Origin of the sequence: Sphaerisporangium rufum (genome assembly GCF_016863395.1) — a bacterium.
Taxonomy (GTDB): domain Bacteria; phylum Actinomycetota; class Actinomycetes; order Streptosporangiales; family Streptosporangiaceae; genus Sphaerisporangium; species Sphaerisporangium rufum.
On sequence record NZ_BOOU01000044.1, the window covers coordinates 232,924 to 255,167 of the forward strand.

The window sequence follows — 22,244 nt, forward strand, 5'->3', positions numbered from 1 at the left end:
GTCGCGGCGGGAGGCAGGCGGCGGGCCGAGGGCGGGCGTCGCCCTCGCCGCCACGCCCGCCCGGCACCGCCGGCCGGCCGCCCTCCCGTCAGCGGGCGGGCGGCACACGGACGGGACGCGCGGCCCCGGCCCCGCGTCCCGTCACTGCCCGCCCTTCTGCACGTAGCTGCGCACGAACTCCTCGGCGTTCTCCTCGAGCACCTCGTCGATCTCATCGAGGATGGCGTCCACGTCGTCGGTCAGCTTCTCCTGACGTTCCTGGACGTCGGAAGACGCCTGCGCCTCGGTCTCCTCGACCTCGGCATCCTGCCGGCCGGCGTGCTTCTGACCGCCGGTGTCCTTCGTCGCCATGTGGTACCTCCGCTTGGGGGACGCATCTGATTCATATCTTCCCCGAACCGGACGACAATTCGCGCGGATCGTCCCGTGAACTCCGCGAGACCGGCTGGAAGTGGTCTTCCAGTCCTCAGCGTCCCCGGCCACCCGGGGTGCAAATCCCACCAAGTACGCAGAATTTACTCCGCTGGACAGTGAAGCTATCCAGTGATTGGATAGCTTCACTGTCCAATGACTGGAGGCCCCCATGTCCCCGTCGTCCCTCAGCACCGCCGGGATCGTGCTGATCACCGTACCCACCATCGCCGTCGGCGGCGCCTCGCTGCTCACCCTGATCGGCCGCCGCATCCCCGGGTACCTGGACAATCCGGTACGCCGCGGGCTGTGGCGGGCCGGGCACGCGCACGCCGGCGTGCTGGTGATCTTCGCGCTGGTCGCGCTGCTCTACATCGACCAGACGAGCCTGCCGGACGGCGCCAGGACGCTCGTCCGGCTGCTCATGGTGGCCGCGCCCATCCTGATGCCGCTCGGCTTCTTCCTGTCGGTGCTGCGGCCCTCCGACACGCGGCCGGGCGCGATGATCTGGCTCACCGTCCTCGGCGGCCTCTGCCTGGCCGCCGGCACCCTGATCCTCGGGATCGGCCTGCTATAGGGCAGATCATCACCGCCGCTCTGTGGCATCCTGTGATGATGCGCCCGTAGGCATCCCGCTCCAGGGGGAAAATGGAGCGGCCGTGGGGCAGGAATGATGCCGACTGTGAACAGGTGACATGAGAGCGGACCACGCACAGCTGCTCGGTAACCGATACCGGTTGATCTCCCCGCTCGGGCGGGGCGGCATGGGCGTCGTCTGGCGCGCCCATGACGGCCGGCTGGCCCGGGACGTCGCGATCAAGGAGTTGCGCCCGTCCCGCCACGGCGAGCTCGACGTGCACGCGGTCCGCCGCCGCGCGCTGCGCGAGGCCCGCTCGGCCGCCCGGCTCAGCCATCCGGCGATCGTCACCGTGCACGACCTGCTGGAGGAGGACGGCCGGCTGTGGATCGTCATGGAACTGGTGGAGGCGCTGACGCTCCAGGCCACCGCCTGGCACCTGGGCCGGCTGCCGGTGCACTGGACGGCGTGGATCGGCTTCCACCTGCTCAGCGGGCTGCGGCACGCCCACGCCGCGGGCGTCCTGCACCGTGACATCAAGCCGGGGAACGTGCTGCTGACCGGCGAGCGGGTGGTGCTGAGCGACTTCGGCATCGCCACGCTGCGCCGCGACCCCGGCCAGGGCCCGCACGGCCCGGCGACCATGCCGGTCGTCGGCTCCCCCGGCTACATCGCCCCCGAGCGGCTCGGCGGGCACCCGGCGACCGAGGCCGCCGATCTGTGGTCGTTCGGCGCCACGCTGTACTTCTCGGTGGAGGGCACCCCGCCGCCCGCGTCCGGCGACGGCGCGGCGGTGCGCAACCTGATGAGCGCCTCCCGGGCCGGCGCGCTCACCCGCCTGCTGGAGGGCCTGCTGCAGCCCGACCCGGCCCGCCGGCTCAGCGGCGGCGACGCCGCCGCCATGCTGTCGGGCATCCTGCGCACCGAGGGGGTCGCCGTCCCGCCGATGCGCCTGGACGGCGGCGGCCTGTTCTCCTCCGGCGCCTTCACGATGTGACCCTGCCCGGAGCCGGGCCCCGCGGCGGCACGGGCCGGACCCGCGGGCCGGCGGGGCGGGTGGTCAGCGCTCGCCGGTGAGGGCGCTGACCAGCTCGGCGGCGGTCTGGCAGCGGTCCAGCAGCTCGCCCACGTGCGCCTTGGTGCCGCGCAGCGGCTCCAGGGTGGGCACCCGCTGCAGCGACTCGCGGCCCGGGATGTCGAAGATCACCGAGTCCCAGGAGGCGGCGGCCACCGAGTCGCTGTACTGGCGCAGGCAGCGGCCCCGGAAGTAGGCCCGGGTGTCGTTGGGCGGCAGTTCGATCGCCCGCCGCACGTCCTCCTCGGTCACCAGCCGCTGCATGCGGCCCCGGGCGACCAGGCGGTTGTACAGGCCACGGTCGGGGCGGATGTCGGAGTACTGCAGATCGACCAGCTGCAGGCGCGGATGCGACCAGGCCAGCCCGTCACGGGTGCGGTACCCCTCCAGCAGCTCCAGCTTGGCCACCCAGTCCAGCTCCCGGGACAGCTGCATCGGGTCCTCGGCCAGCCGGCTGAGCACCGACTCCCACCGGGCCAGCACGTCCTTGGTCAGGTCGTCCACCGCGGCGCCGAACCGGTCCTCCACGTACTTGCGGGCCTGCTCCAGGTACTCCATCTGCAGCTGCACGGCGGTCATCCGCCGGCCGTCGCGCAGGGTCAACTCGTAGCGGCAGGTGGGGTCGTGCGACACCGCGCGCAGCGCGGCGACCGGGCTCTCCACCGACAGGTCGGTGGTGAGGAAGCCGTCCTCGATCATGGCGAGCACCAGCGCGGTGGTGCCGAGCTTCAGGTAGGTGGAGATCTCCGACATGTTGGCGTCACCGATGATCACGTGCAGCCGGCGGTACTTCTCCGGGTCGGCGTGCGGCTCGTCCCGGGTGTTGATGATCGGCCGCTTCAGCGTGGTCTCCAGGCCGACCTCGACCTCGAAGAAGTCGGCCCGCTGGCTGATCTGGAACCCCTCGCCCCGGGAGTCCTGCCCGATGCCGACCCGGCCGGCCCCGCAGACGACCTGGCGGGAGACGAAGAACGGGGTCAGGTGCCGGACGATATCGGCGAACGGGGTGGCCCGCCGCATCAGGTAGTTCTCGTGGCAGCCATAGGAGGCGCCCTTGTTGTCGGTGTTGTTCTTGTAGAGCTGGATGGGGGCGTTTCCGGGGGTGGCGGCGGCCCGGACGGCGGCGTCGTGCATGACCCGCTCGCCCGCCTTGTCCCACAGGACCGCGGCCCGCGGGTTGGTGCACTCGGGCGCGGAGTACTCGGGATGGGCGTGGTCGACGTACAGCCGCGCCCCGTTGGTCAGGATGACGTTGGCCAGCCCGAGGTCCTCGTCGGTGAGCTGGGTGGGATCGGCGACCTCGCGGGCCAGGTCGAAGCCGCGGGCGTCGCGTAGCGGATTCTCCTCCTCGAAGTCCCAGCGTGCCCGGCGCGCCCGGGCGGCCGAGGCCGCCAGGTAGGCGTTGACGACCTGTGAGGAGGTCACCATCGCGTTCGCACCCGGCTGCCCGGGTACGGAAATGCCGTACTCGGTCTCGATGCCCATGACCCGCCGTACCGTCACGTCTCAGCCCTTCATCCGTGCCCGCCCGCGCCCGGGACCACCATCGCCACCGCATCGCCCGTAGACACGAGCCTAGACGGTCCCCCGCCCCGCGCGAGCGTCCGGTCCGCCGCCGGGGCGGGCGCGCCGCCGGCGGTGCCGGTGAAGCGCCGACGGCGCGGCCCCGGGGAGGAACCGCGCCGTCGCATGCCGATCTCGATCAGAGGTACTGGCCGGTGTTGGCGACCGTGTCGATCGACCGGCCGGCCTCCGTGCCCTGCTTGCCGGACACCAGGGTGCGGATGTAGACGATGCGCTCGCCCTTCTTGCCGGAGATGCGCGCCCAGTCGTCGGGGTTGGTGGTGTTGGGGAGATCTTCGTTCTCGCTGAACTCGTCGACGCAGGCGGCGAGCAGGTGCGCGATGCGCAGGCCCTTCTGGCCGGTCTCCAGGAAGGCCTTGATCGCCATCTTCTTGCCGCGGTCCACGATGTTCTGGATCATGGCGCCGGAGTTGAAGTCCTTGAAGTACAGGACCTCCTTGTCGCCGTTGGCGTAGGTCACCTCGAGGAAGCGGTTCTCCTCGCTCTCGGTGTACATGCGCTCCACCGTGCGCTGGATCATGCCGCCCACGGTGGCCTCGCGCGAGCCGCTGTGCTCGCCGATGTCGTCCTCGTGCAGCGGCAGGGTGGTGGTGAGGTACTTGGAGAAGATGTCCTTGGCCGCCTCGGCGTCCGGCCGCTCGATCTTGATCTTGACGTCCAGGCGGCCGGGCCGCAGGATCGCCGGGTCGATCATGTCCTCGCGGTTGGAGGCGCCGATGACGATGACGTTCTCCAGGCCCTCGACACCGTCGATCTCCGACAGCAGCTGGGGGACGATCGTGTTCTCGACGTCGGAGGAGACGCCGGAGCCGCGGGTGCGGAAGATCGAGTCCATCTCGTCGAAGAAGACGATCACGGGGGTGCCCTCGGAGGCCTTCTCGCGGGCCCGCTGGAAGACCAGGCGGATGTGCCGCTCGGTCTCGCCGACGTACTTGTTGAGAAGCTCGGGGCCCTTGATGTTGAGGAAGAAGCTCTTGCCGGACTGGCCGGTCTTCTCCGCGACCTGCTTGGCCAGGGAGTTGGCGACGGCCTTGGCGATGAGGGTCTTGCCGCAGCCGGGGGGACCGTACAGCAGCACGCCCTTGGGCGGGCGCAGCTGGTGCTCGCGGAACAGGTCCGCGTGCAGGTAGGGCAGCTCGATGGCGTCGCGGATCTGCTCGATCTGCCGGGAGAGGCCGCCGATCTCCTCGTAGGAGATGTCGGGCACCTCCTCCAGGACGAGCTCCTCGACCTCGGACTTGGGGATGCGCTCGTAGACGTAGCCCGAGCGCGGCTCCAGCAGCAGCGAGTCGCCGGCGCGGATCGGCTGGTCGACCAGCGACTCGGCCAGCCGCACCACCCGCTCCTCGTCGGCGTGCGAGATGACCAGCGCGCGCTGGCCGTCCTCCAGCAGTTCCTTGAGCATCACGATCTCGCCGACGCTCTCGTAGCCGAGCGCCTCGACGACGTTGAGCGCCTCGTTGAGCATGACCTCCTGGCCGCGCCGCAGCGCGTCCAGATCGACCGCCGGGCTGACGTTCACCCGCAGCTTGCGGCCGCCGGTGAACACCTCGACGGTGCCGTCTTCGCGGGCCTCCAGGAAGACGCCGAACCCGGACGGCGGCTGCGCCAGCCGGTCGACCTCCTCCTTCAGCGCCACGATCTGGTCTCTGGCCTCCTTGAGGGTGGCCACCAGCCTTTCGTTCTGGCCCGTGACGGCCGCCAGGTTTGCCTGCGCCTCGTGCAGGCGCTCCTCAAGGACCCTGGTCTGCCGTGGGGACTCGGCCAGCTTGCGCCGCAACGCGGTGATCTCCTCCTGGAGGAAGGAGACCTGAGTTGTGAGGTCCGCGACCTCCCGTTCGCGCTGGGCGGCCCGAGCCTCAGCGTCATCGCGAGCTGCCACAGTCACCTCCTTCCCAGTCGAGGGCGACTACTCAAGACCCTACCTATCTCGGGGCCGTCCGTAACCTGGCCGGGGAGTGTTCGTGTCATTACATCAAGTGTTCGGCATTTAACGAGTTTTGCAGCACTCATTGCTTCTTAGCAGATATGCCCACGGATCTGTTCCCTGCGCGTTGGACGGCTCCGGAGGGTTGCCATCCCCGCGCCCACCTTTCGTCATATATCCGACTCCTCCGTGTACGCACCCTTGGCCGGACGACGCCGTCTCGGTGGCGGGGTGACGCCGTCCGCCATGCGACGGGCGGTGACGAGGAAACCGGTATGACCGACCATCCGGTGTCCCGGGCGGACGGCCAGGCCTTCGACATGCCAGTCGCGGACCAAGGTTTCCCACGAATGAGGCTCGGTGAAACTTCCGTGATCGCGCAAGGTTTCCACCGTTCGCGACAACTGCGTGGTTGTAGCCACATAGCAACAGATGACACCCCCGGGGGTGAGGGCCTTGGCCGCCGCGTCCACGCACTCCCACGGGGCGAGCATGTCCAGCAGCACCCGGTCGACGTCGGACTCGTCCAGCGCGTGCACGAAGTCGCCCACCACCAGGCGCCACTGCTCCATGGGGCCGCCGTAGAACTTCTCGACGTTCTTGCGCGCCACGTCGGCGAAGTCCTGCCGCCGCTCGTAGGAGGTGAGCCGGCCGCTCTCGCCCACCGCGCGCAGCAGGTAGCAGGTCAGCGCGCCGGACCCGACGCCCGCCTCCACCACCCGGGCACCGGGGAACACGTCGGCCATGGCCACGATCTGCGCGGCGTCCTTGGGATAGACCACCGCGGCGCCCCGCGGCATGGACACCGCGTAGTCGTGCAGCAGGTGGCGGAAGGCCAGGTAGGCGGTGCCGCCGGAGGAGCGCACCACCGAGCCTTCCGGTAGCCCGATCAGGTCGTCGTGCGGAATGGAGCCCTTGTGGGTATGGAAGACCGCGCCCTCGCGCAAGGTCACGGTGTGACGCTTGTCCTTCGGGTCGGTGAGCTGTACCTGATCACCGGGCCGGAACGGCCCGTGCCTGCGAAAACCCATGGGCGCAAGGCTATATGGCGCCACGGCCGGAAAGGGGCCCCCGTTCCGCCGCCTGGGGTCGGCTGGGGGTGCGAAATGCGGTCGCGGCGGGCGTGCCCAACTGGTAGCACTAGCACATGCTGCCCCGCTCCCCTATCCCGGCCGGGCCGGCCGTGCTGCGCCCGCACGAACCCGGCGACGCCGAGTCCATGGTCCTGGCCTGCGCCGACCCGGAGATCGTCCGGCATGTCCCGCTGGTTCCCGCGCCGTACACCGCCGGCGACGCCCGGGCATTCCTCGCCGAGCTGGCCCCGGCGGTGTGGGAGCGCGGCGGCGCGGCCTTCGCCGTCGCCGACGCCGGCACCGGCACCTGGCTCGGCAACCTCGACCTCAAGCCGGTGGACCCCTTCGGCTGCGCCGAGCTCGGCTACCTGCTCGCCCCGTGGGCCCGGGGTCGTGGTGTGATGTCCGGCGCGCTGCGGGCCCTCGCCCCCTGGGCGTTCGGCCACGGCGTGCGGCGCCTGGAGATCACGGCCGGCGTGGAGAACCTGCCGAGCCAGCGGGCGGCGATGGCGGCCGGATTCCACCCCGAGGGCGTCCGGCGCGGCGCCATACCGCGCCGGGACGGCGGCCGCGACGACCTGGCGGCCTACGCCCGGCTGCCCGGCGACACCGGCGAGCGGGTGCGGTCCTATCTCCCCGGCCTGCCGGACGGCCGGCTGACCGACGGCGTGGCGGCGCTGACCCCGCTCGGCCCGGGCGACGCCGGCGCCTTCCAGAAGATGATGACCGACCCCGAGACGGTGCGCTACAGCGTGCCGCCCGTCCCGCCGGACCCGGCGGACACCGAGACGCGCTGCCGGCACGCGGGCATGTGGTGGCTGCGCGGCGAGCGGGCCGAGATGGCGGTGCGCGACGCCACGACCGGGGAGTTCGCCGGCCACCTGCAGGTGATGAACGTGGTGCCGCCGATCGGCCAGGCAATGATCGGCTACAGCCTGCTGCCGGGGTTCCGCGGCCGGGGGCTGATGACCCGGGCGGTGAACCTGCTCTGCGAGTGGGCCTTCACCGCCACGGCGCTGCACCGCCTGGTCGCCGGCACCGACCCGGCCAACGTGGCCTCCCACCGGGTGCTGGAGCGGGCCGGCTTCAGCCGCGAGGCGGTGATCCGCGAGCTGCTGCCGGCCGCGGACGGCACCCGCCACGACGACCAGCAGTGGGTCCGGCTGCGCCGCTGACCGGGGCCGCTGACCGGGGCCGCTGACCGGGGCCGCTGACCGGGGCCGCCGGTCGGGGCGCCGGCGGGCGGGGCGCCGGCGGGCGGGGCGCCGGCCGGCTCGCGGGTCCGCACGGCGGGACCGCGGCACACCCGGGCGGCACACCCGGGCGGGCCGCCCGGGTGCCGGGACCGGAGGTGCGGGCTAGGTGTCGCGGCCGGCCTCATAGCGCATCGTGCGGGACACGCCGATGCGCACCGTGGTGCCGGGCAGGATCGGCACCGGCTCCTGCGGGGGGATGTCGTAGAAGTTCGGGTCGCCGGGCGGCTGGACCTGGGTGCCGTTGACCGACCCAAGGTCGATCAGGTTCACGTCCCAGCCGTCCAGCCGCACCCGCAGGTGGCGACGGGACACCGAGCCGTCCGGGCTGGTCACCCGGGCCGGGCGCGCCTCGCCGGCGGTGACCTCCGGCGCCCGCTCAGGGTCGCGGCCGAGCAGGTAGTCGCCGTCCAGCGGCAGGGCCATGCCGTCGTCCAGCAGCAGCGCCCCCAGGCGGGGCCGCTCCCCCTTGTAGGGCACCAGGGCGTGCTGGGCCAGGGCGGTGCCGCACACGGCGCAGTAGGGTACCCGCGGGTCGTTGAAGTGATCGTTCGGGCAGTCGACGCCGTAGACCATCGGGCGGCTCGGCGGCTCCGGCGCCTGCCCGACCTCGGTGGGGTCCAGCAGCGAGCCGGCCGTGCCCGCCTGCTCGCCGGTGCCCTCGCCCGCCGGGAAGGGGGCCGGACCCGAGGAGTGCGGGTCGAAGCCGCCGGCCGGGCGGCCCTGATCGGCCGACGCTGCCGGGCCGAGGTCATAAGGCTCGGCCGCGCGGGCCGGACCGGGATCATATGACTCGGCGGGGGCCGGGCCGAGGTCATAGGGCTCGGCGGCGCGGGCCGGGCCGAGATCGTAGGGCTCGGCGGCGGGGGCCGGGCCGGGCGGCGGCACCTCCACCGGGGCGGGCGGCCGCTCCGGCGTCAGGGCGGCCGACAGGGCACCGGACGGGGCGGGCTCCGGCGAGCCGGCGTGCGCGGCGGCGTGCGCCGGCCGCGGTGCGGCGGGACGGGCCGGGACGCCCTCCGCGCCGGCCTCGCAGGCGACGCCGCCGCCGGGGATGACCCCGGCGTCCAGCCGCGCCCGGCGGTCGGGCTCGCCGGCCCCGGGCAGCCGCAGCTCGATGGTGTCGACCGGCGCCGTCACCAGCCGGTCGGTCCAGGTCAGCGCGTCCTTACCGTCCAGCCGCAGGTCGACGCCGGTGCCACGGATCGACGCCTGGGCGTCCCCGCTGACCAGCACCGCCAGGCCCGCGCCGGTGCGGCCGGCGACGGCGCAGGCGATCGGCTCGGCCGTCATCGACCGCGCGAGGACCTGCGCGACGCGCCGGGCCAAGGCCCGCCCGTCGCCGCCCGCGGCGGCGGTCTCCTCGGCCGCCGCCAGCAGCTCCTCCGCGACGGCGTCGGCCGCGTCGCACACCAGCAACAGGCCGCCCACATGGGCGATCAACCCGTCGCCGGGGAGCGGACGCACCACCCCCACGCCTTGCTCCGTCACAGGACTCTCCCTCCACGACATCTGCGGCCCGGCGCCCGCGCCGGCCGTGGCCAACAGCGCGGACATCGTCTCGCGCCGATCAGAACAGTAGCCCCGCCCGGGGGCCGAGCACGAGTGGGACAGGTGAGGCGATCACCGCCGGGCACCCCGCGCGCGCCCGCCGGCCGGGCCGGCGCGGGCGGGCGGGCGGTCAGACCCCGGAGAACACCCGGTTGACGTCGGCGGTGACGAGCACCCCGAAGACACCGCCGCCCCGCTCGACCAGCAGGTACTCCCCCGAGGGGGCGCCGCGCATCGCGTCCAGCAGCGCCTCGCCCTCCAGGTCGGCGGCCAGCACCATCGCGGGCTCCAGGCTGCGGGCGAGCGAGCCGACGCTGACCCACGGGCGCCGGTGCTCGGGCGTCGCCGCCACCGCGGTCTCGTTGACGATGGCGACCGGGTGACCGTCATGGTCGACGACGACCATCGCCCCCGCGTGCGCCTGCTGTGCCCGGCGCATGCCCTCGGCCAGCGGCACCTCGGCGGTGACCGGGATGGCCCGCCGGGCGAGCGCGCGGGCCCGCACCCGCGGCAGCCGGGCCCGCACCCGGGCGACCTGCAGGGACTGGCCGGCCCCGATCCAGATGAAGGAGGCGAGCAGCACCGACCACAGCAGCGTCCACCAACCGGGCTCCTCGCCGTTCCCCAACGAGGCCGCCAGCGGCACCACGATGAGCGCCACCGCCAGGGCCCGGCCGAACCAGGCGGCGGCCACCGTGCCCGTCACCGGCCGGCCGGTGAGCTTCCACACCCCGGCCCGCAGCATGCGGCCGCCGTCCAGCGGCAGGCCGGGCAGCAGGTTGAACACGCCGACGATGAGATTGGAGAACCAGAGCTGCCAGATCAGCACGTGCGGGATGGTCTGCTCGGGGATCACCAGGCTCACCGCGAACCCGGCGCCGGCCAGCCCCAGGGACAGCAGCGGGCCGGCGAAGGCCACCAGGAACTCCCGCCGCGGCGTCTCCGGCTCGCGTTCGATCTCCGATACCCCGCCGAGGAAGTAGAGGGTGATGCGGCGCACCGGCAGCCCGAAGGCCCGGGCGACCACGCAGTGCGCCAGCTCGTGCAGCAGCACCGAGGCGTACAGGAAGACGGCGAAGACGAAGGCCACCAGGTAGGTGACGGCCAGGCCGCGGCCGGGCAGGCCGCTCGCGACCTGGGGCTGGAACGTGTAGGTGATGAACGCCGCGACGATCAGCCAGGTCGGCGAGACGTAGACCGGGATGCCGAACGGGCGCCCCATGCGCAGCCCCGGTGACTCAGGCCGTTGCGGGGTCTGGGTGCTCATGTGTGTCGTCTTCCCTCCCTTGTGCCTTGATGCTACGCGCCCCTGGCCCCGGGCAGGCGGCCGGTGAGCGGCCCGGACGGCGGAAATGTCGGCCGGCTGGCCTACAGTTGCCGGTCATGAGCCTCACCGAGCCGCCCGCGGTCGTCGGCAGCCTGTCCCCGTCCCGCGCGGGCGACTTCATGACCTGCCCGCTGCTCTACCGTTTCCGGGTGATCGACCGGCTGCCCGAGCGGCCCTCCCCCGCCGCGGTGCGCGGCACCCTGGTGCACGCGGTGCTGGAGCGGCTCTACGACCTGCCGGCCGCCGAGCGCACCCCGGCCGCGGCGCTGGCCCTGCTCGACCCGCAGTGGGCGCGGCTGCTCGGCGAGACGCCGGAGTACGCCACGCTGTTCGGCGACGAGGCCGAGCGCGAGCGATGGCTCGGCCAGGCCCGGGAGATGGTCGGCCGCTACTTCGCGCTGGAGGATCCGAGCCGGCTGGAGCCGGCCGAGCGCGAGCTGTACGTGGAGTCGGTGCTGGACAGCGGGCTGATGCTGCGCGGCTACATCGACCGGCTGGACGTGGCGCCGGGCGGCGAGGTGCGGGTGGTCGACTACAAGACCGGAAGCGCGCCCGGCCCCGACTTCGAGGCCAGGGCGCTGTTCCAGATGAAGTTCTACGCCCTGGTGCTGTGGCGGCTGCACGGCACGGTGCCCCGGCTGCTCCAGCTGATCTACCTCGGCAACGGCGAGATCCTGCGCTACGCGCCGGACGAGGCCGATCTGCGGGCCACCGAGCGCAAGGTGCAGGCGCTGTGGGAGGCGATCGAGCGCTCGCTCACCACCCGGGAGTGGCGGGCCCGGCGTAGCCGGCTGTGCGAGTGGTGCGATTACCAGGCCATGTGCCCGGAGTGGGGCGGCACCCCGCCGCCGGTGCCCGACCGCCGTCCCGGCGACACCGTGCGCGGCGCCCGCCGCGCCGCCACCGACGAGCTCTGAGCGCATGGGGACGGCCGGTCATCGCCGCCCGGGCGGCCGCGCGTCCTTCCTGGGGAGGAGGGCGGCGTCCCTCTCAGGCAGGGTGGCAGGCCGCCTGGACGTCCTAGATTGAGAGGGTGAGCACCGCCCGCCGTCTTCGCTCCTGGTCGAAGGAGCATCCGTCACTCGGTGACCTGGCGATGGCGGCGCTGCTGGGCGGTCTGTCGGTCGCGCTGGTCGTCCTGGTTCCCGGCGCCGGCACCGCTCGTGCCCGCCCGGCCGCCGATGCCGTGGGCATCACACTGGTCGCGCTGGCCTGGCTGCCGGTGGTGGCCCGGCGGCGCTGGCCGTTCGTCATGCTGTGCCTGGCCGGTCCGCCCCAGCTGGCCCTGGCCGCGCTCGGCTACGGAAGCTCGCTGGCCGGGCTGGTGCCGCTGATCCTGCTCTACACCGTCGCCGCCTACCGGGGCCTGGCGCTCAGCCTGGCGGCCGGCGCGGTGGTCGTCCTCGGCTCGACGGCCGAGCTGCTGCTGTCGCGGGACGGCCGCGGCTGGATCGAGCAGACGTTCGTGGTGGTGCTGCCGTTCACCGTCTGGGTGATCGGCCGCTCGGTGCGGCTGCGCCGCGCCTACCTCGCCGAGCTGGTGGACCGGGCGGCGCGGCTGGAGCGGGCGCGGGACGCCGACACCCGCGCGGCGCGCGCCGAGGAGCGCTCGCGCATCGCCCGCGAGCTGCACGACGTGGTGGCCCACCACGTCAGCGTGATGACCGTGCAGGCCGCCGCGGCGCGCAAGGTGCTCGACACCCGCCCCGAGGCGGCCCGCGACGCCCTGGTGGCCATCGAGGAGCTGGGACGGACCGCGATGCGCGAGATGCGGGGCATCGTCGGGGTGCTGCGCACCGACGGGGACACCGGCGAGCTGACTCCGCAGCCGGGGATGGCGGACCTGCCGGGGCTGGTCGGCCAGATGCGCGAGGCCGGGCTGCGCGCCGAGCTGCGGGTGCTGGGCGACCACGACGCGCTGCCGCCCGGCATCGACCTGGCCGCCTTCCGGCTGGTCCAGGAGGCGCTGACCAACAGCCTGCGGCACGCCGGGCCGCGGGCGCGTGCCTGGGTGACCGTGCGGCACGATCCGGGCGAGCTGCTGGTGCGGGTGGAGGACGACGGCCTCGGCGCCGCCGCGCCCGCGCCCCGCGACCGGACCGGTCACGGCCTGGTCGGCATCAACGAGCGAGTCGCCCTTTATGGTGGAAAACTACGGATCGGCCCGCGGGACGGTGGCGGATTCGAGGTCCGGGCCCGGTTCCCTCTCAAGGAATGAGACATGACCATCCGAGTGCTGCTCGTGGACGACCAGCCGCTGCTGCGCACCGGCTTCCGGCTCATCCTGGAGGCCGAGCCGGACATCACGGTGGTCGGCGAGGCCGGCGACGGGTCCGTCGCGCAGGACCAGGCGCGGGCGCTGCTGCCGGACGTGGTGCTGATGGACGTCCGGATGCCCGGGGTGGACGGCATCGAGGCGACCCGGCGGATCGTCCGGGACGCGGCGCCGGGCGCGCACGTGCCGCGGGTGCTGGTGCTGACCACCTTCGACCTGGACGAGTACATCGTGGAGGCGCTGCGCGGCGGCGCCAGCGGCTTCCTGCTGAAGGACGTGCCGCCCGACGAGCTGGTGCAGGCCATCCGGGTGGTCGCCGCCGGGGACGCCATCGTGGCGCCGAGCGTCACCCGGCGGCTGCTGGACCGGTTCGCCGCCCGGCTGCCCTCCGCCCGGCAGCGGGCGACCCCGGCCCGCGTCGGCCGGTTGACCGAGCGCGAGCTGGAGGTGCTGCGGCTGATCGCGCGCGGCATGTCCAACGCCGAGATCGCCGCCGAGCTGGTGGTCAGCGAGACGACGGTGAAGACCCACGTGGGCAACGTGCTCACCAAGCTCGGCCTGCGCGACCGGGTGCAGGCCGTGGTGCTGGCCTACGAGACCGGGCTGATCACCCCGGGCGCCATCTCCTGAACCGCGCCGGCGCGGGGCCGGCTCAGGCGGGCACCTCGGTGCCGGAGGTGTCCTGGACCGCGCCGGCCGGGGCGTTCTCCGGGAAGTGGCAGGCGACGCGGTGGCCGGTGGCCAGCTCGGCGAGCGGCGGCTCGACGGTCCTGCACACCTCCTGGGCCTTCCAGCACCGGGTGTGGAACCGGCAGGCCGGTGGCGGGTTGATCGGGCTCGGCACGTCGCCGAGCAGCCGGATGCGCTCGCGGCCGGCCCGCCGGCGGACGTCGGGGATCGGCACCGCCGACAGCAGGGCCGTGGTGTACGGGTGCATCGGCGACTCGTACAGGTCCTTGCGGTCGGCGATCTCCACGATCTTGCCCAGGTACATCACCGCGACCCGGTCGCTGATGTGCCGGACGACCGACAGGTCGTGCGCGATGACCACGTAGGTCAGGTCGAGCTCGTTCTGCAGGTCCTCCAGCAGGTTGACCACCTGGGCCTGGATGGAGACGTCCAGCGCCGACACCGGCTCGTCGGCGATGATCAGCTTGGGCTTGAGCGCCAGCGTGCGGGCGATGCCGATGCGCTGGCGCTGGCCGCCGGAGAACTCGTGCGGGTAGCGGTTGTAGTGCTCGGGGTTGAGCCCGACCAGTTCCAGGATCTCCTGGACCGCCTTCTTGGTGCCGTGCTCGGTCCGGACGCCCTGGATGCGGAACGGCGCGCCGACGATGGCGCCCACGGTGTGCCGCGGGTTCAGCGAGCTGTAGGGATCCTGGAAGATCATCTGCATGTCGCGGCGCAGCGGGCGCAGGTCGCCCTGGGACATGTGGGTGATGTCCCGTCCCTCGAACATGATCCTGCCGTCGGTGGGCTCGATCAGCCGGGTGATCAGCCGCCCGGTGGTGGTCTTGCCACAGCCGGACTCCCCCACCAGGCCGAGCGTCTCGCCCCGGCGGACGTCGAAGCTGATCCCGTCCACCGCCTTGACCGCGCCGACCTGGCGCTTGATCAGGCCCTTGGTGATCGGGAAGTGCTTGCGCACGTCCGTCAGCGACAGCAGGGGCTCGGGCGACTCGCTCACGCGGACTCCAGGGTGGGTTTGATCTCGTTCTCCCAGATGGCCCGCCGCTCCTCGCGCGGCAGGTGGCAGCGCACCAGGTGGCCGCCGTCGTGGCCGCCGTCGGCCGCGGCGAGCTCGGGCACCTCGGTACTGCCGAGACCGCCGGTGCGCGGTTCGTAACCGCACCGCGGGTGGAAGGCGCAGCCGGAGGGCACGTTGATCAGGGACGGCGGGCTGCCCTTGATCGGCAGCAGCCGTTCGGTGCGCTCGCGGTCCAGCCGGGGCATCGAGCCGAGCAGGCCCCAGGTGTAGGGGTGCTCGGGACGATCGAAGATGTCCTCGGCCGTGCCGTACTCCACGCACTTGCCGCCGTACATCACCAGGATGTCGTCCGACAGCTCGGCGACCACGCCGAGGTCGTGGGTGATGACGATCAGCGCGGAGTCGAACTCCTGCTGCAGGTCGCGCATGAGATCGAGGATCTGCGCCTGGACGGTCACGTCCAGCGCGGTCGTCGGCTCGTCGGCGATGAGCAGCTCGGGATCGCACGACAGCGCCATGGCGATCATGGCGCGCTGGCGCATCCCGCCGGAGAACTCGTGCGGATAGCTGTCCACCCGGCGGTCGGGCTGCGGGATGCCGACCCGGCCGAGCAGGTCCACCGCGTGCTTGCGGGCCACCGCCTTGCTCACCTGGTGGTGGATCCGGTACGCCTCGATGATCTGCGCGCCCACCGTGTAGTAGGGGTGCATGGCCGACAGCGGATCCTGGAAGATCATCGCCATCTTCTTGCCGCGCAGCGTGCGCACGTGCTCGGCGGAGGCGGAGACGAGCTCCTCGCCGTCCAGCCAGATCTCGCCGGAGATGCGGGCCCGGCCGTCTTTGTGCAGGCCGAGGATGCCGAGGCTGGTGACGCTCTTGCCCGAGCCCGACTCGCCCACGATGCCGAGGGTGCGGCCGCGTTCCAGGGTGAACGACAGCCCGTCCACCGACCGGACCAGGCCGTCGTCGGTCGGGAAGTGGATGCGCAGGTCCCGTAGTTCCAGGAAGCCGTGGCGCCGCTCGTCGGAAGGGACCGGCGCGCCGCCGGCCGGCCGGGCGGATCCGGTCACGAGAGCCTCACTCTCGGGTCGACCACCGCGTAGAGCAGGTCGACGAGCAGGTTGGCCAGGACCACGAAGAAGGCGGTGACCAGCACCACCCCCATCACCTTGGGAAGGTCCTGGTTGACGATCGCGTCGATGGAGTACTTGCCGAGGCCGGGCAGCGAGAAGGTGCTCTCGGTGAGCACCGCGCCGCCCATCAGCAGCCCGACGTCCAGCCCGAAGATGGTGACGATCGGGGTGAGCGCGCCGCGCAGCCCGTGCTTGACCACCACGACCCGTTCGGGCAGGCCCTTGGCCCGGGCGGTGCGGATGTAGTCCTCGTTCATCGTCTCCAGCATGCCCGACCGGGTGAGCCGGGCGTACCCGGCCGCGTACAGGAAGGCCAGGGTGATCCACGGCAGGATCAGGCTGTACGCCCACATCGCCGGGTTCTCGTTGATGGGGGTGTAGCTGCCGCCGGGCGCGGTGATCGCCAGCGGGCGGCCGTAGCTGAACAGCACCAGCGACACGATGCCGGTGAAGAAGATGGGCAGCGAGACGCCGGCCAGCGCCACGCTCATCGCCGCCCGGTCGAAGAAGCTGCCGCGCCGCAGCGCGGAGATCACCCCGGTGCCGACGCCGCTGAGCAGCCAGATGATCGCCGCTCCGGCGGCCAGTGACATCGTCACCGGTATCCGGTTGAGCAGGTCCGGCCAGACCGGCAGCCGGGTCAGGAAGGAATATCCCAGACACGGCGCGGGGCAGCGCTCGACGCCCGGGCCGTAGTCGTAGTCGGCACCGGCGACGATGCCCTTGGCGAAGCGGCCGTACTGCACGATCAGCGGATCGTTGAAGCCCAGCTTCTCGGCGGCCAGCGTGACCTGCTCGGCCGTCGCCGTACGGCCCACGTACCGCGAGGCGAGGCTCTCGCTGGTGGCGCCCGCCAGCCGCGGCACCAGGAAGAAGATCGCGAAGGTGATCATGCTCACGATGGCGAGCATGACGACACCCCAGATCAGGCGCCGGATGATGTAAGTGACCACAGTCCCCCCGGCTCCGGGGCCGGCCGGTCGGCCGGCCCCCTGCCGCGTTCACGTGTTCGTCGGGTCGGTCGGCGGGCCCGGCCCGCCAGCGCGGGCCGGGCTCGGGCAGGCGGCTACTGCACGCCCATGTTGAGGTAGTCGTACATGCCGTGCGGCGTGGAGTAGAAGACGTTGGTCGCGCCCTTGCCGCGCAGCAGCAGGCTCTTGGCCCAGATGCCCGGCAGGATGTACGCCCCCTCCATCACCTTCTTGTCGATCTCCGCCCAGATCGGCTCGCGCTTGGCGACGTCGGTCTCCAGGGACGCCTTGTCCAGCAGCTTGTCGACCTCGGGGTCGCGCACGCTGATGTTGGAGGAGCCGCCGGTCTCCCGGATGACCCGGCTGTCGACGACCTGCTGCAGGAAGCCGTAGCCGTCCGGCCAGTCGGCGCCCCAGCCGTTGACGACCAGGCCCAGCTTGTTGCTCTTGGCGTAGCCCGGCTTGCCGGCGTACAGGGCGAAGTAGTCGGCCTGCGGGAAGGGCTTCAGGGTGAGCTTGATGCCGACCCGGGCCAGCGACTGCTGCAGCGCCTCGGCGGTCGCCTTCTCCTTGGGGCGCTCGGCCCGGTAGGAGACGTTGGTCTCGAAGCCGTCCGGCTGGCCGCAGGCGGTCAGGTGCTCCTTGGCCTTGGCGACGTCACCGTGGTTGTCCGGACCGCTCGGGTACAGGTTGAAGTCCTGGCGGCCGGGGATGCCGGGCGGGAGCAGGCTGGTGGCGACCTGGCCGCCGGACAGCTCGCCACCGTAGGCGGTCTGGTAGGCGACCTTGTCCGCGGCGTACTCGACGGCCTTGCGGCAGTCGATGTTGTCCAGCGGCTTCACGTTGCCGTTGATCGAGGTGTACCAGAGCCGGATGATCGTCGGGTTGTCGGTCTGGGCCTTGAGGTTGGGGTCGGTCAGCACCCGGCCGAGCGTGGCCGGCTGGGCGCCGGTGCCGGCGATGTCGACGTGGAGGTCACCCGACAGGAGGCGGTTGTCGATGTCCTCGGCGTTGACGTTCGTGCTGACCTGGTAACCGTCGGGCAGCGCCTTGCGGTTGGGGTCGGTCGCCTGGTCCCAGTTCGGGTTGCGGACCAGGTTGAAGCCCTTGCCGATCTCGTTCTTGTCGAACATGTACGGGCCGCTGGAGATCACGTGCTCGCGGTACTTGGCGCCGGTGTCCTTGGCCTCGGGCACCGGGATGGTCGCCGGGAGCTGCGCGAAGTAGTCGAAGCCGCTGTAAGGCTGCTTCAGGTGGAAGACGATCGTCTGGTCGTCGGGCGTCTCGATGGCGCTGTCGGTGTTGACGCCCTTGGACTTGTAGGGGCCCTTGTAGCCCTTCGGCAGGTCCAGGGTGTCGTTGAAGTAGGTGTACCCGTCGGGGAACACCTCCTTGTCCAGCGACCGCAGCACGCCGTACTTGACGTCCTTGGAGGTGATCGCGGTGCCGTCCTCGAACTTCACGCCCTGGCGCAGCTTGTAGGTCCAGGTCTTGGCGTCGTCGCTCGGCTTGCCGAGGCTCTCGGCCAGGTCCGGCACCAGCGAGGTGCCCTCCTCGCCGGGGACCGGCTTGAACATCACCAGCGAGCGGCCGTACAGCCGGATGAAGTTCCAGGAGTACCCGTAGTAGGTGTCGGCCGGGTCCAGCGAGTCCCAGTCGCCGGCGTTGGCGAACTTGAGGATGCCGCCCTTCTTGTCGGACGGGTTGAAGACCTGGGACATCGCGGCGTTGAACTCGGGCTTCGCACCGGCGTCACCGGAGCCGGCGGACGCGCCCGACCCGCCTGACTGCGAGGTCGACGCGCCGCCGCAGGCGGACAGCGCCAGGGCGAGCACCGCACCGAGGGCGGTCACCCCCAGCGTGGTTTTTCTCTTCATCAACAACCCCTTGTACTTGGAGCCAGGGAACTTGCGGGGGGACTAGCGGGGGAACGGACGGGACTCATCGCGCCCTCGGGTCGAGGGCGTCACGCAGGCCGTCACCGAAGAGGTTGAAGGCCAGCACGGTGACGAAGATCGCCATACCGGGGAAGAACATGAAGTGCGGGATGCTGTAGAACCGCACCGCCTCGGAGATCATGCCGCCCCAGGTGGCGGTGGGCGGGCGCACCCCCACGCCGAGGAACGACAGCGCCGCCTCGAACAGGATGTTGGTCGGGATCAGCAGGGTGGCGTAGATCAGGATCGGCGCGACCAGGTTCGGCAGCATCTCCCGGAAGATGATGTACGGCCCGCGGGCGCCCAGGCTGCGCGCCGCGTCGACGAACTCGCGCTCGCGCAGCGAAAGCGTCTGCCCGCGCATGATGCGGCCGATGTAGGGCCAGTTGAAGAACCCGATGATGAACACCAGCAGGGAGACGCGCAGCGTGTCGCCGGAGAGCCCGAACGCGGTGTCCGGCACGATGCCGGCCAGCGCGATCGCGAACACCAGCAGCGGGAAGGCCAGGAAGACGTCCATCGTCTTGCTGATCAGCGAGTCGACCCACCCGCCGAAGTAGCCGGCGATCACGCCGAGGGCGGTGCCGATGGCCACCGACAGCAGCGTGGCCAGGAAGGCGATGAGCAGCGAGATCCGCGCGCCGTAGACCACCCGGCTGAAGATGTCCCGGCCGTTGACCGGCTCGACGCCGAACAGGTGCGCGGCGCTGATGCCGGTGCCGTCCTTGGGCGCCAGCGTCTCGGTGCTGATGAGGTCCTGGTTGAAGTCGTTGGGCGGGTGGCCGAACCCGCTCACGATCAGCGGCGCGAAGATCGCCACCAGGATCAGGAAGATCACCACACCGGCTCCGGTGAGCGCCACCTTGTCGCGCTTGAGCCGCGTCCACGCGATCTGCCCGAGCGAGCGGCCTTCGATGGCGCGGCCCGCCGGGCCGACCGGCCCGGGCTCCGGGGCGACCTCGAGTTCCGAGCCCGAGACATCGAGCGGTGCGGTCATAGTGTCAGGCCCCCTGGCGTGCAGACGACGGTGTCCGCCCGGCCGGCCCCCTTACGGAGGCATCGGACGGGATGTGTCCCGGCTACGGCGCGGGCCGCGCGAACGGCCTCGGAGGCAGAATCTATGTGCTGAGCTGCACTGACCAGTACCCGAGGGTGCTATGTGGCTCAACTGTGATTCACGCGAAATTCATTCGTATCGATCTTGGACCTAATGTCCGGAGCGCGTTCCGATTGTGTCGCGGAACCGTGACATCGCGACGGAAGGAGCGCCGGCGCCGGGATTCCAGGGCCGGCAGGCATCGTCGCGATCGGGCGGCGGGCATCCGCGCCACCGCAAGATCAAGCATAACGACGCCCCTATCGCAGGGGTTTGCCGCTTCTTACAGGCTGAGACGCCTTTACCAGAACGTTACGTTCACCGGGAGATCAGGCGCGCCGGTCACATACCAGACCGAACGGGGCGCGCCCGCCGGCCGTACCTCCTGGTGGCGCACGGCGCGGGGCCGGGCAGCAGGGAGCATCGATGACCGACACTCCAGGACACCAACCGGCCGGCTCGTGGATCTTCGACGGAGACCGGCAGGCGGTCGGCCAGGCGCGGGAGGCGGTGCGGCGGGCACTGGCCGGTCGCCGCTCACCGCCAGGCGGGCCGGTGGACGAGTCGGACGGGTTGGTGGACGACGCCGTGCTGGTGGTCAGCGAGCTGGTGGGCAACGCGGTCACCCATGGCACCCCGCCGATCGAGCTGACCCTGGCCGCCGGGCGTACCGGCCTGGTCGGCACGGTGACTGACCACGGCCCGGGCTGGCCCTGCCCGATGCCCGCCGACGACGAGGCCGGGCACGGCCGCGGCCTGCTGATCGTGACCGCGCTGACCTACCGCTGGGGGGTGTGCTCACTGCCCGGAAAGGGCAAGCGGGTCTGGTTCCAATTGCGGGAGGACCCGGTCAGCTGATCCCGCGGCGCTTGAGGATCTCCTCGATGTCGGACAGGTCGTCGTCCGCGGCCGGCCGGGCCGGGCGCGCGGCCATCGGCCGGGTGTTCGGCTGGGTGGGGGCGCCGGACGCCGCCCCGCCCACCGCGGCCGGCTCGGCACCGGCCGGGCGGGTGGCGGGACGGCCCGCCGGCGTGTTGCCGCCGTTCCCGCCGTTCCCGGCGGCCGCCGCGCCCGCGGCGCGCAGCCGGCGCCGGCGCAGCCCGCCGGAGACCAGGAACAGCACCAGCGAGAGCCCGGCCAGGCCCACCCCGGCCCAGACCTTGGGAGATAGGACGAGCCCGGCGACGAAACCGGTCAGCGCGCTGCCGACCTGCCACAGGGCGGGCAGCGCACCGGTCAGGTAGGCGGCGGCCGGGATCAGCGACCAGGCGACGCCGCGCAGCCCCGCGCCCGCCCCCCGGCGGCGGAACGCCAGGAAGCTCAGCACCAGGCCGACCGCGGTGATCCCGCCGCACAGCGGCAGCCAGGCGATCTGGTCGAATGTCATGCTTTCTGCCCCCTTTGTCGTGGCTCTGCCTTCCATCCTGCCAGCCGCGACGGCGGACGCCGCTCCTCCCCGAGGATGGCCCGCCCCCGACTCGGCCCCGGTGACCTCCCCTAGGGGCGGCGTTCGGCCGGCAGTGCGCCTTTACTAAGTAGATTTGCAGAATCGGCTCGCAGCACGGCGAGCGGGCAGGTCAGGCGGCGGCGAGCACCAGCCGGCGCAGCGCCGCCAGGTCCACCTCCGCCAGCGACCGGACGACCAGCCGGCGCGGCCCCGGGGGCACCTCGACAACGCTCGGCACCGCGACCACGGCACACCCGGCGGCGGTGGCGGCCGCCACGCCCTTGGGCGAGTCCTCCAGCACAACGCACCGGCCCGGGTGGGCGTCCAGCGTGCTCGCCGCGCGCAGGTAGGGCTCGGGGTCGGGCTTGAAGCGCCGGACGTCATCGGCGGTGACCACCACGTCGAAGTGCGCGCGCCCGATGCCGTCGAGCACCGCCTCGGCGATCCGCCGCGAGGAGGAGGTGACCAGGCCGGCCGGCACGCCCGCCGCGCGCACCGCGGCCAGCAGGCCGGCGGCACCCGGCATCATGTCGAAACCAGCGGCGAGCAGGTCGAGCAGGCCGGTGGTCATCCACTCGGCCACCTCGGCCGGGTCGGCGCCGGTCCCGCTGGTCTCCGCCATGTAGCGGGCGGTGGCGGCGATCGAACCGCCCACCATCGCCTCCTGGTCGGCGATGCTCCAGCCGGCGCCGAGCCGGCGCATCACGTCCGTCTCGACGGTGAACCAGAGCTTCTCGGTGTCGACGAGCAGCCCGTCCATGTCGAAGAGAACCGCGTCCACTCGTCCGCTCCCCTGATCGCCGGCCGGAGTCCTGCCGTCGACGGTACCGGCCGGCGGGTGGTGGCCCGGCACCGGGCGGGCGCCGGGCCAGGGGATCACACGTTGAAGTATTTGGCTT

At 72.1% G+C, this 22,244-nt stretch carries 20 protein-coding genes; 7 read left to right on the forward strand and 13 right to left on the reverse strand.

Going from position 1 to position 22,244, the window contains the following annotated elements:
- Window positions 1-141 precede the first annotated feature (141 nt).
- Entirely contained in the window at window positions 142-351 is a 210-nt protein-coding gene (locus Sru01_RS15625) for a ubiquitin-like protein Pup (RefSeq protein WP_203985255.1), read from the reverse strand.
- A gap of 232 nt (window positions 352-583) precedes the next feature.
- Here Sru01_RS15625 and Sru01_RS15630 point away from each other — a divergent pair, with 232 nt between their 5' ends.
- Window positions 584-988: a hypothetical protein gene (locus Sru01_RS15630; protein WP_203985256.1), complete on the forward strand. Its 405-nt coding sequence runs from the start codon at window positions 584-586 to the stop codon at window positions 986-988.
- Between the two features lie 118 nt (window positions 989-1,106).
- The gene (locus Sru01_RS15635; protein WP_203985257.1) at window positions 1,107-1,985 is read left to right on the forward strand and encodes a serine/threonine-protein kinase; all 879 of its coding nucleotides are present in this window, start codon (window positions 1,107-1,109) and stop codon (window positions 1,983-1,985) included.
- Between the two features lie 63 nt (window positions 1,986-2,048).
- On the opposite strand, the gene dop is transcribed toward Sru01_RS15635, so the two are convergent.
- From dop to Sru01_RS15650, 3 genes are all read right to left on the reverse strand, one after another.
- The gene (gene dop, locus Sru01_RS15640) at window positions 2,049-3,566 is read right to left on the reverse strand and encodes a depupylase/deamidase Dop (RefSeq protein WP_373869519.1); all 1,518 of its coding nucleotides are present in this window, start codon (window positions 3,564-3,566) and stop codon (window positions 2,049-2,051) included.
- A gap of 199 nt (window positions 3,567-3,765) precedes the next feature.
- Window positions 3,766-5,529, reverse strand: a complete 1,764-nt coding sequence (gene arc / locus Sru01_RS15645; RefSeq protein ID WP_203985258.1) for a proteasome ATPase — start codon at window positions 5,527-5,529, stop codon at window positions 3,766-3,768.
- A gap of 215 nt (window positions 5,530-5,744) precedes the next feature.
- Complete coding sequence (locus Sru01_RS15650) at window positions 5,745-6,605, reverse strand: tRNA (adenine-N1)-methyltransferase (RefSeq protein ID WP_203985259.1); 861 nt, start codon at window positions 6,603-6,605, stop codon at window positions 5,745-5,747.
- 116 nt (window positions 6,606-6,721) lie between these two features.
- Between Sru01_RS15650 and Sru01_RS15655 the strand changes: the two genes are divergently transcribed.
- The gene (locus tag Sru01_RS15655) at window positions 6,722-7,822 is read left to right on the forward strand and encodes a GNAT family N-acetyltransferase (protein ID WP_203985261.1); all 1,101 of its coding nucleotides are present in this window, start codon (window positions 6,722-6,724) and stop codon (window positions 7,820-7,822) included.
- 183 nt (window positions 7,823-8,005) lie between these two features.
- Here the strand turns inward: Sru01_RS15655 and Sru01_RS15660 are convergent, their stop codons facing one another.
- Together Sru01_RS15660 and Sru01_RS15665 are read right to left on the reverse strand one after the other, a co-directional pair.
- Window positions 8,006-9,391, reverse strand: coding sequence for an FHA domain-containing protein (locus Sru01_RS15660; protein ID WP_203985262.1), 1,386 nt, complete (start codon window positions 9,389-9,391; stop codon window positions 8,006-8,008).
- Between the two features lie 190 nt (window positions 9,392-9,581).
- On the reverse strand, window positions 9,582-10,718 hold the full coding sequence (locus tag Sru01_RS15665) for a site-2 protease family protein (RefSeq protein ID WP_239137452.1): 1,137 nt from the start codon (window positions 10,716-10,718) through the stop codon (window positions 9,582-9,584).
- Window positions 10,719-10,834: 116 nt separating this feature from the next.
- Between Sru01_RS15665 and Sru01_RS15670 the strand changes: the two genes are divergently transcribed.
- From Sru01_RS15670 to Sru01_RS15680, 3 genes are all read left to right on the forward strand, one after another.
- Window positions 10,835-11,695, forward strand: a complete 861-nt coding sequence (locus Sru01_RS15670) for a RecB family exonuclease (protein ID WP_203985263.1) — start codon at window positions 10,835-10,837, stop codon at window positions 11,693-11,695.
- Between the two features lie 116 nt (window positions 11,696-11,811).
- Window positions 11,812-12,996 carry a sensor histidine kinase gene (locus Sru01_RS15675; RefSeq protein WP_239137453.1) on the forward strand — a complete coding sequence of 395 codons (1,185 nt, stop codon included), beginning with the start codon at window positions 11,812-11,814 and terminating at the stop codon, window positions 12,994-12,996.
- A gap of 3 nt (window positions 12,997-12,999) precedes the next feature.
- Window positions 13,000-13,683 (forward strand): response regulator, encoded by a 684-nt coding sequence (locus Sru01_RS15680; protein WP_203985264.1) that lies wholly within the window; start codon window positions 13,000-13,002, stop codon window positions 13,681-13,683.
- Window positions 13,684-13,705: 22 nt separating this feature from the next.
- On the opposite strand, the gene Sru01_RS15685 is transcribed toward Sru01_RS15680, so the two are convergent.
- From Sru01_RS15685 to Sru01_RS15705, 5 genes are all read right to left on the reverse strand, one after another.
- Window positions 13,706-14,740 (reverse strand): ABC transporter ATP-binding protein, encoded by a 1,035-nt coding sequence (locus Sru01_RS15685; protein WP_275412176.1) that lies wholly within the window; start codon window positions 14,738-14,740, stop codon window positions 13,706-13,708.
- Window positions 14,737-15,831, reverse strand: a complete 1,095-nt coding sequence (locus Sru01_RS15690) for an ABC transporter ATP-binding protein (RefSeq protein ID WP_203985265.1) — start codon at window positions 15,829-15,831, stop codon at window positions 14,737-14,739. The genes Sru01_RS15685 and Sru01_RS15690 overlap by 4 nt, the downstream gene beginning before the upstream one ends.
- On the reverse strand, window positions 15,828-16,847 hold the full coding sequence (locus tag Sru01_RS15695) for an ABC transporter permease (RefSeq protein WP_203985266.1): 1,020 nt from the start codon (window positions 16,845-16,847) through the stop codon (window positions 15,828-15,830). The genes Sru01_RS15690 and Sru01_RS15695 overlap by 4 nt, the downstream gene beginning before the upstream one ends.
- 113 nt (window positions 16,848-16,960) lie before the next feature.
- A complete protein-coding gene (locus Sru01_RS15700) occupies window positions 16,961-18,742 on the reverse strand; it encodes an ABC transporter substrate-binding protein (protein WP_203985268.1) in 1,782 nt (593 codons plus the stop codon).
- Between the two features lie 64 nt (window positions 18,743-18,806).
- Window positions 18,807-19,799, reverse strand: a complete 993-nt coding sequence (locus Sru01_RS15705; protein ID WP_203985270.1) for an ABC transporter permease — start codon at window positions 19,797-19,799, stop codon at window positions 18,807-18,809.
- A gap of 525 nt (window positions 19,800-20,324) precedes the next feature.
- Between Sru01_RS15705 and Sru01_RS15710 the strand changes: the two genes are divergently transcribed.
- The gene (locus tag Sru01_RS15710; protein WP_203985272.1) at window positions 20,325-20,756 is read left to right on the forward strand and encodes an ATP-binding protein; all 432 of its coding nucleotides are present in this window, start codon (window positions 20,325-20,327) and stop codon (window positions 20,754-20,756) included.
- Here the strand turns inward: Sru01_RS15710 and Sru01_RS15715 are convergent.
- Complete coding sequence (locus Sru01_RS15715; protein ID WP_203985274.1) at window positions 20,749-21,285, reverse strand: cellulose synthase; 537 nt, start codon at window positions 21,283-21,285, stop codon at window positions 20,749-20,751. The two genes, Sru01_RS15710 and Sru01_RS15715, sit on opposite strands and share 8 nt — an antisense overlap.
- Window positions 21,286-21,475: 190 nt before the next feature.
- Window positions 21,476-22,244, reverse strand: a 769-nt coding sequence (locus tag Sru01_RS15720) for an HAD family hydrolase (protein WP_307812032.1), incomplete at its 5' end; no start/stop codon positions are given.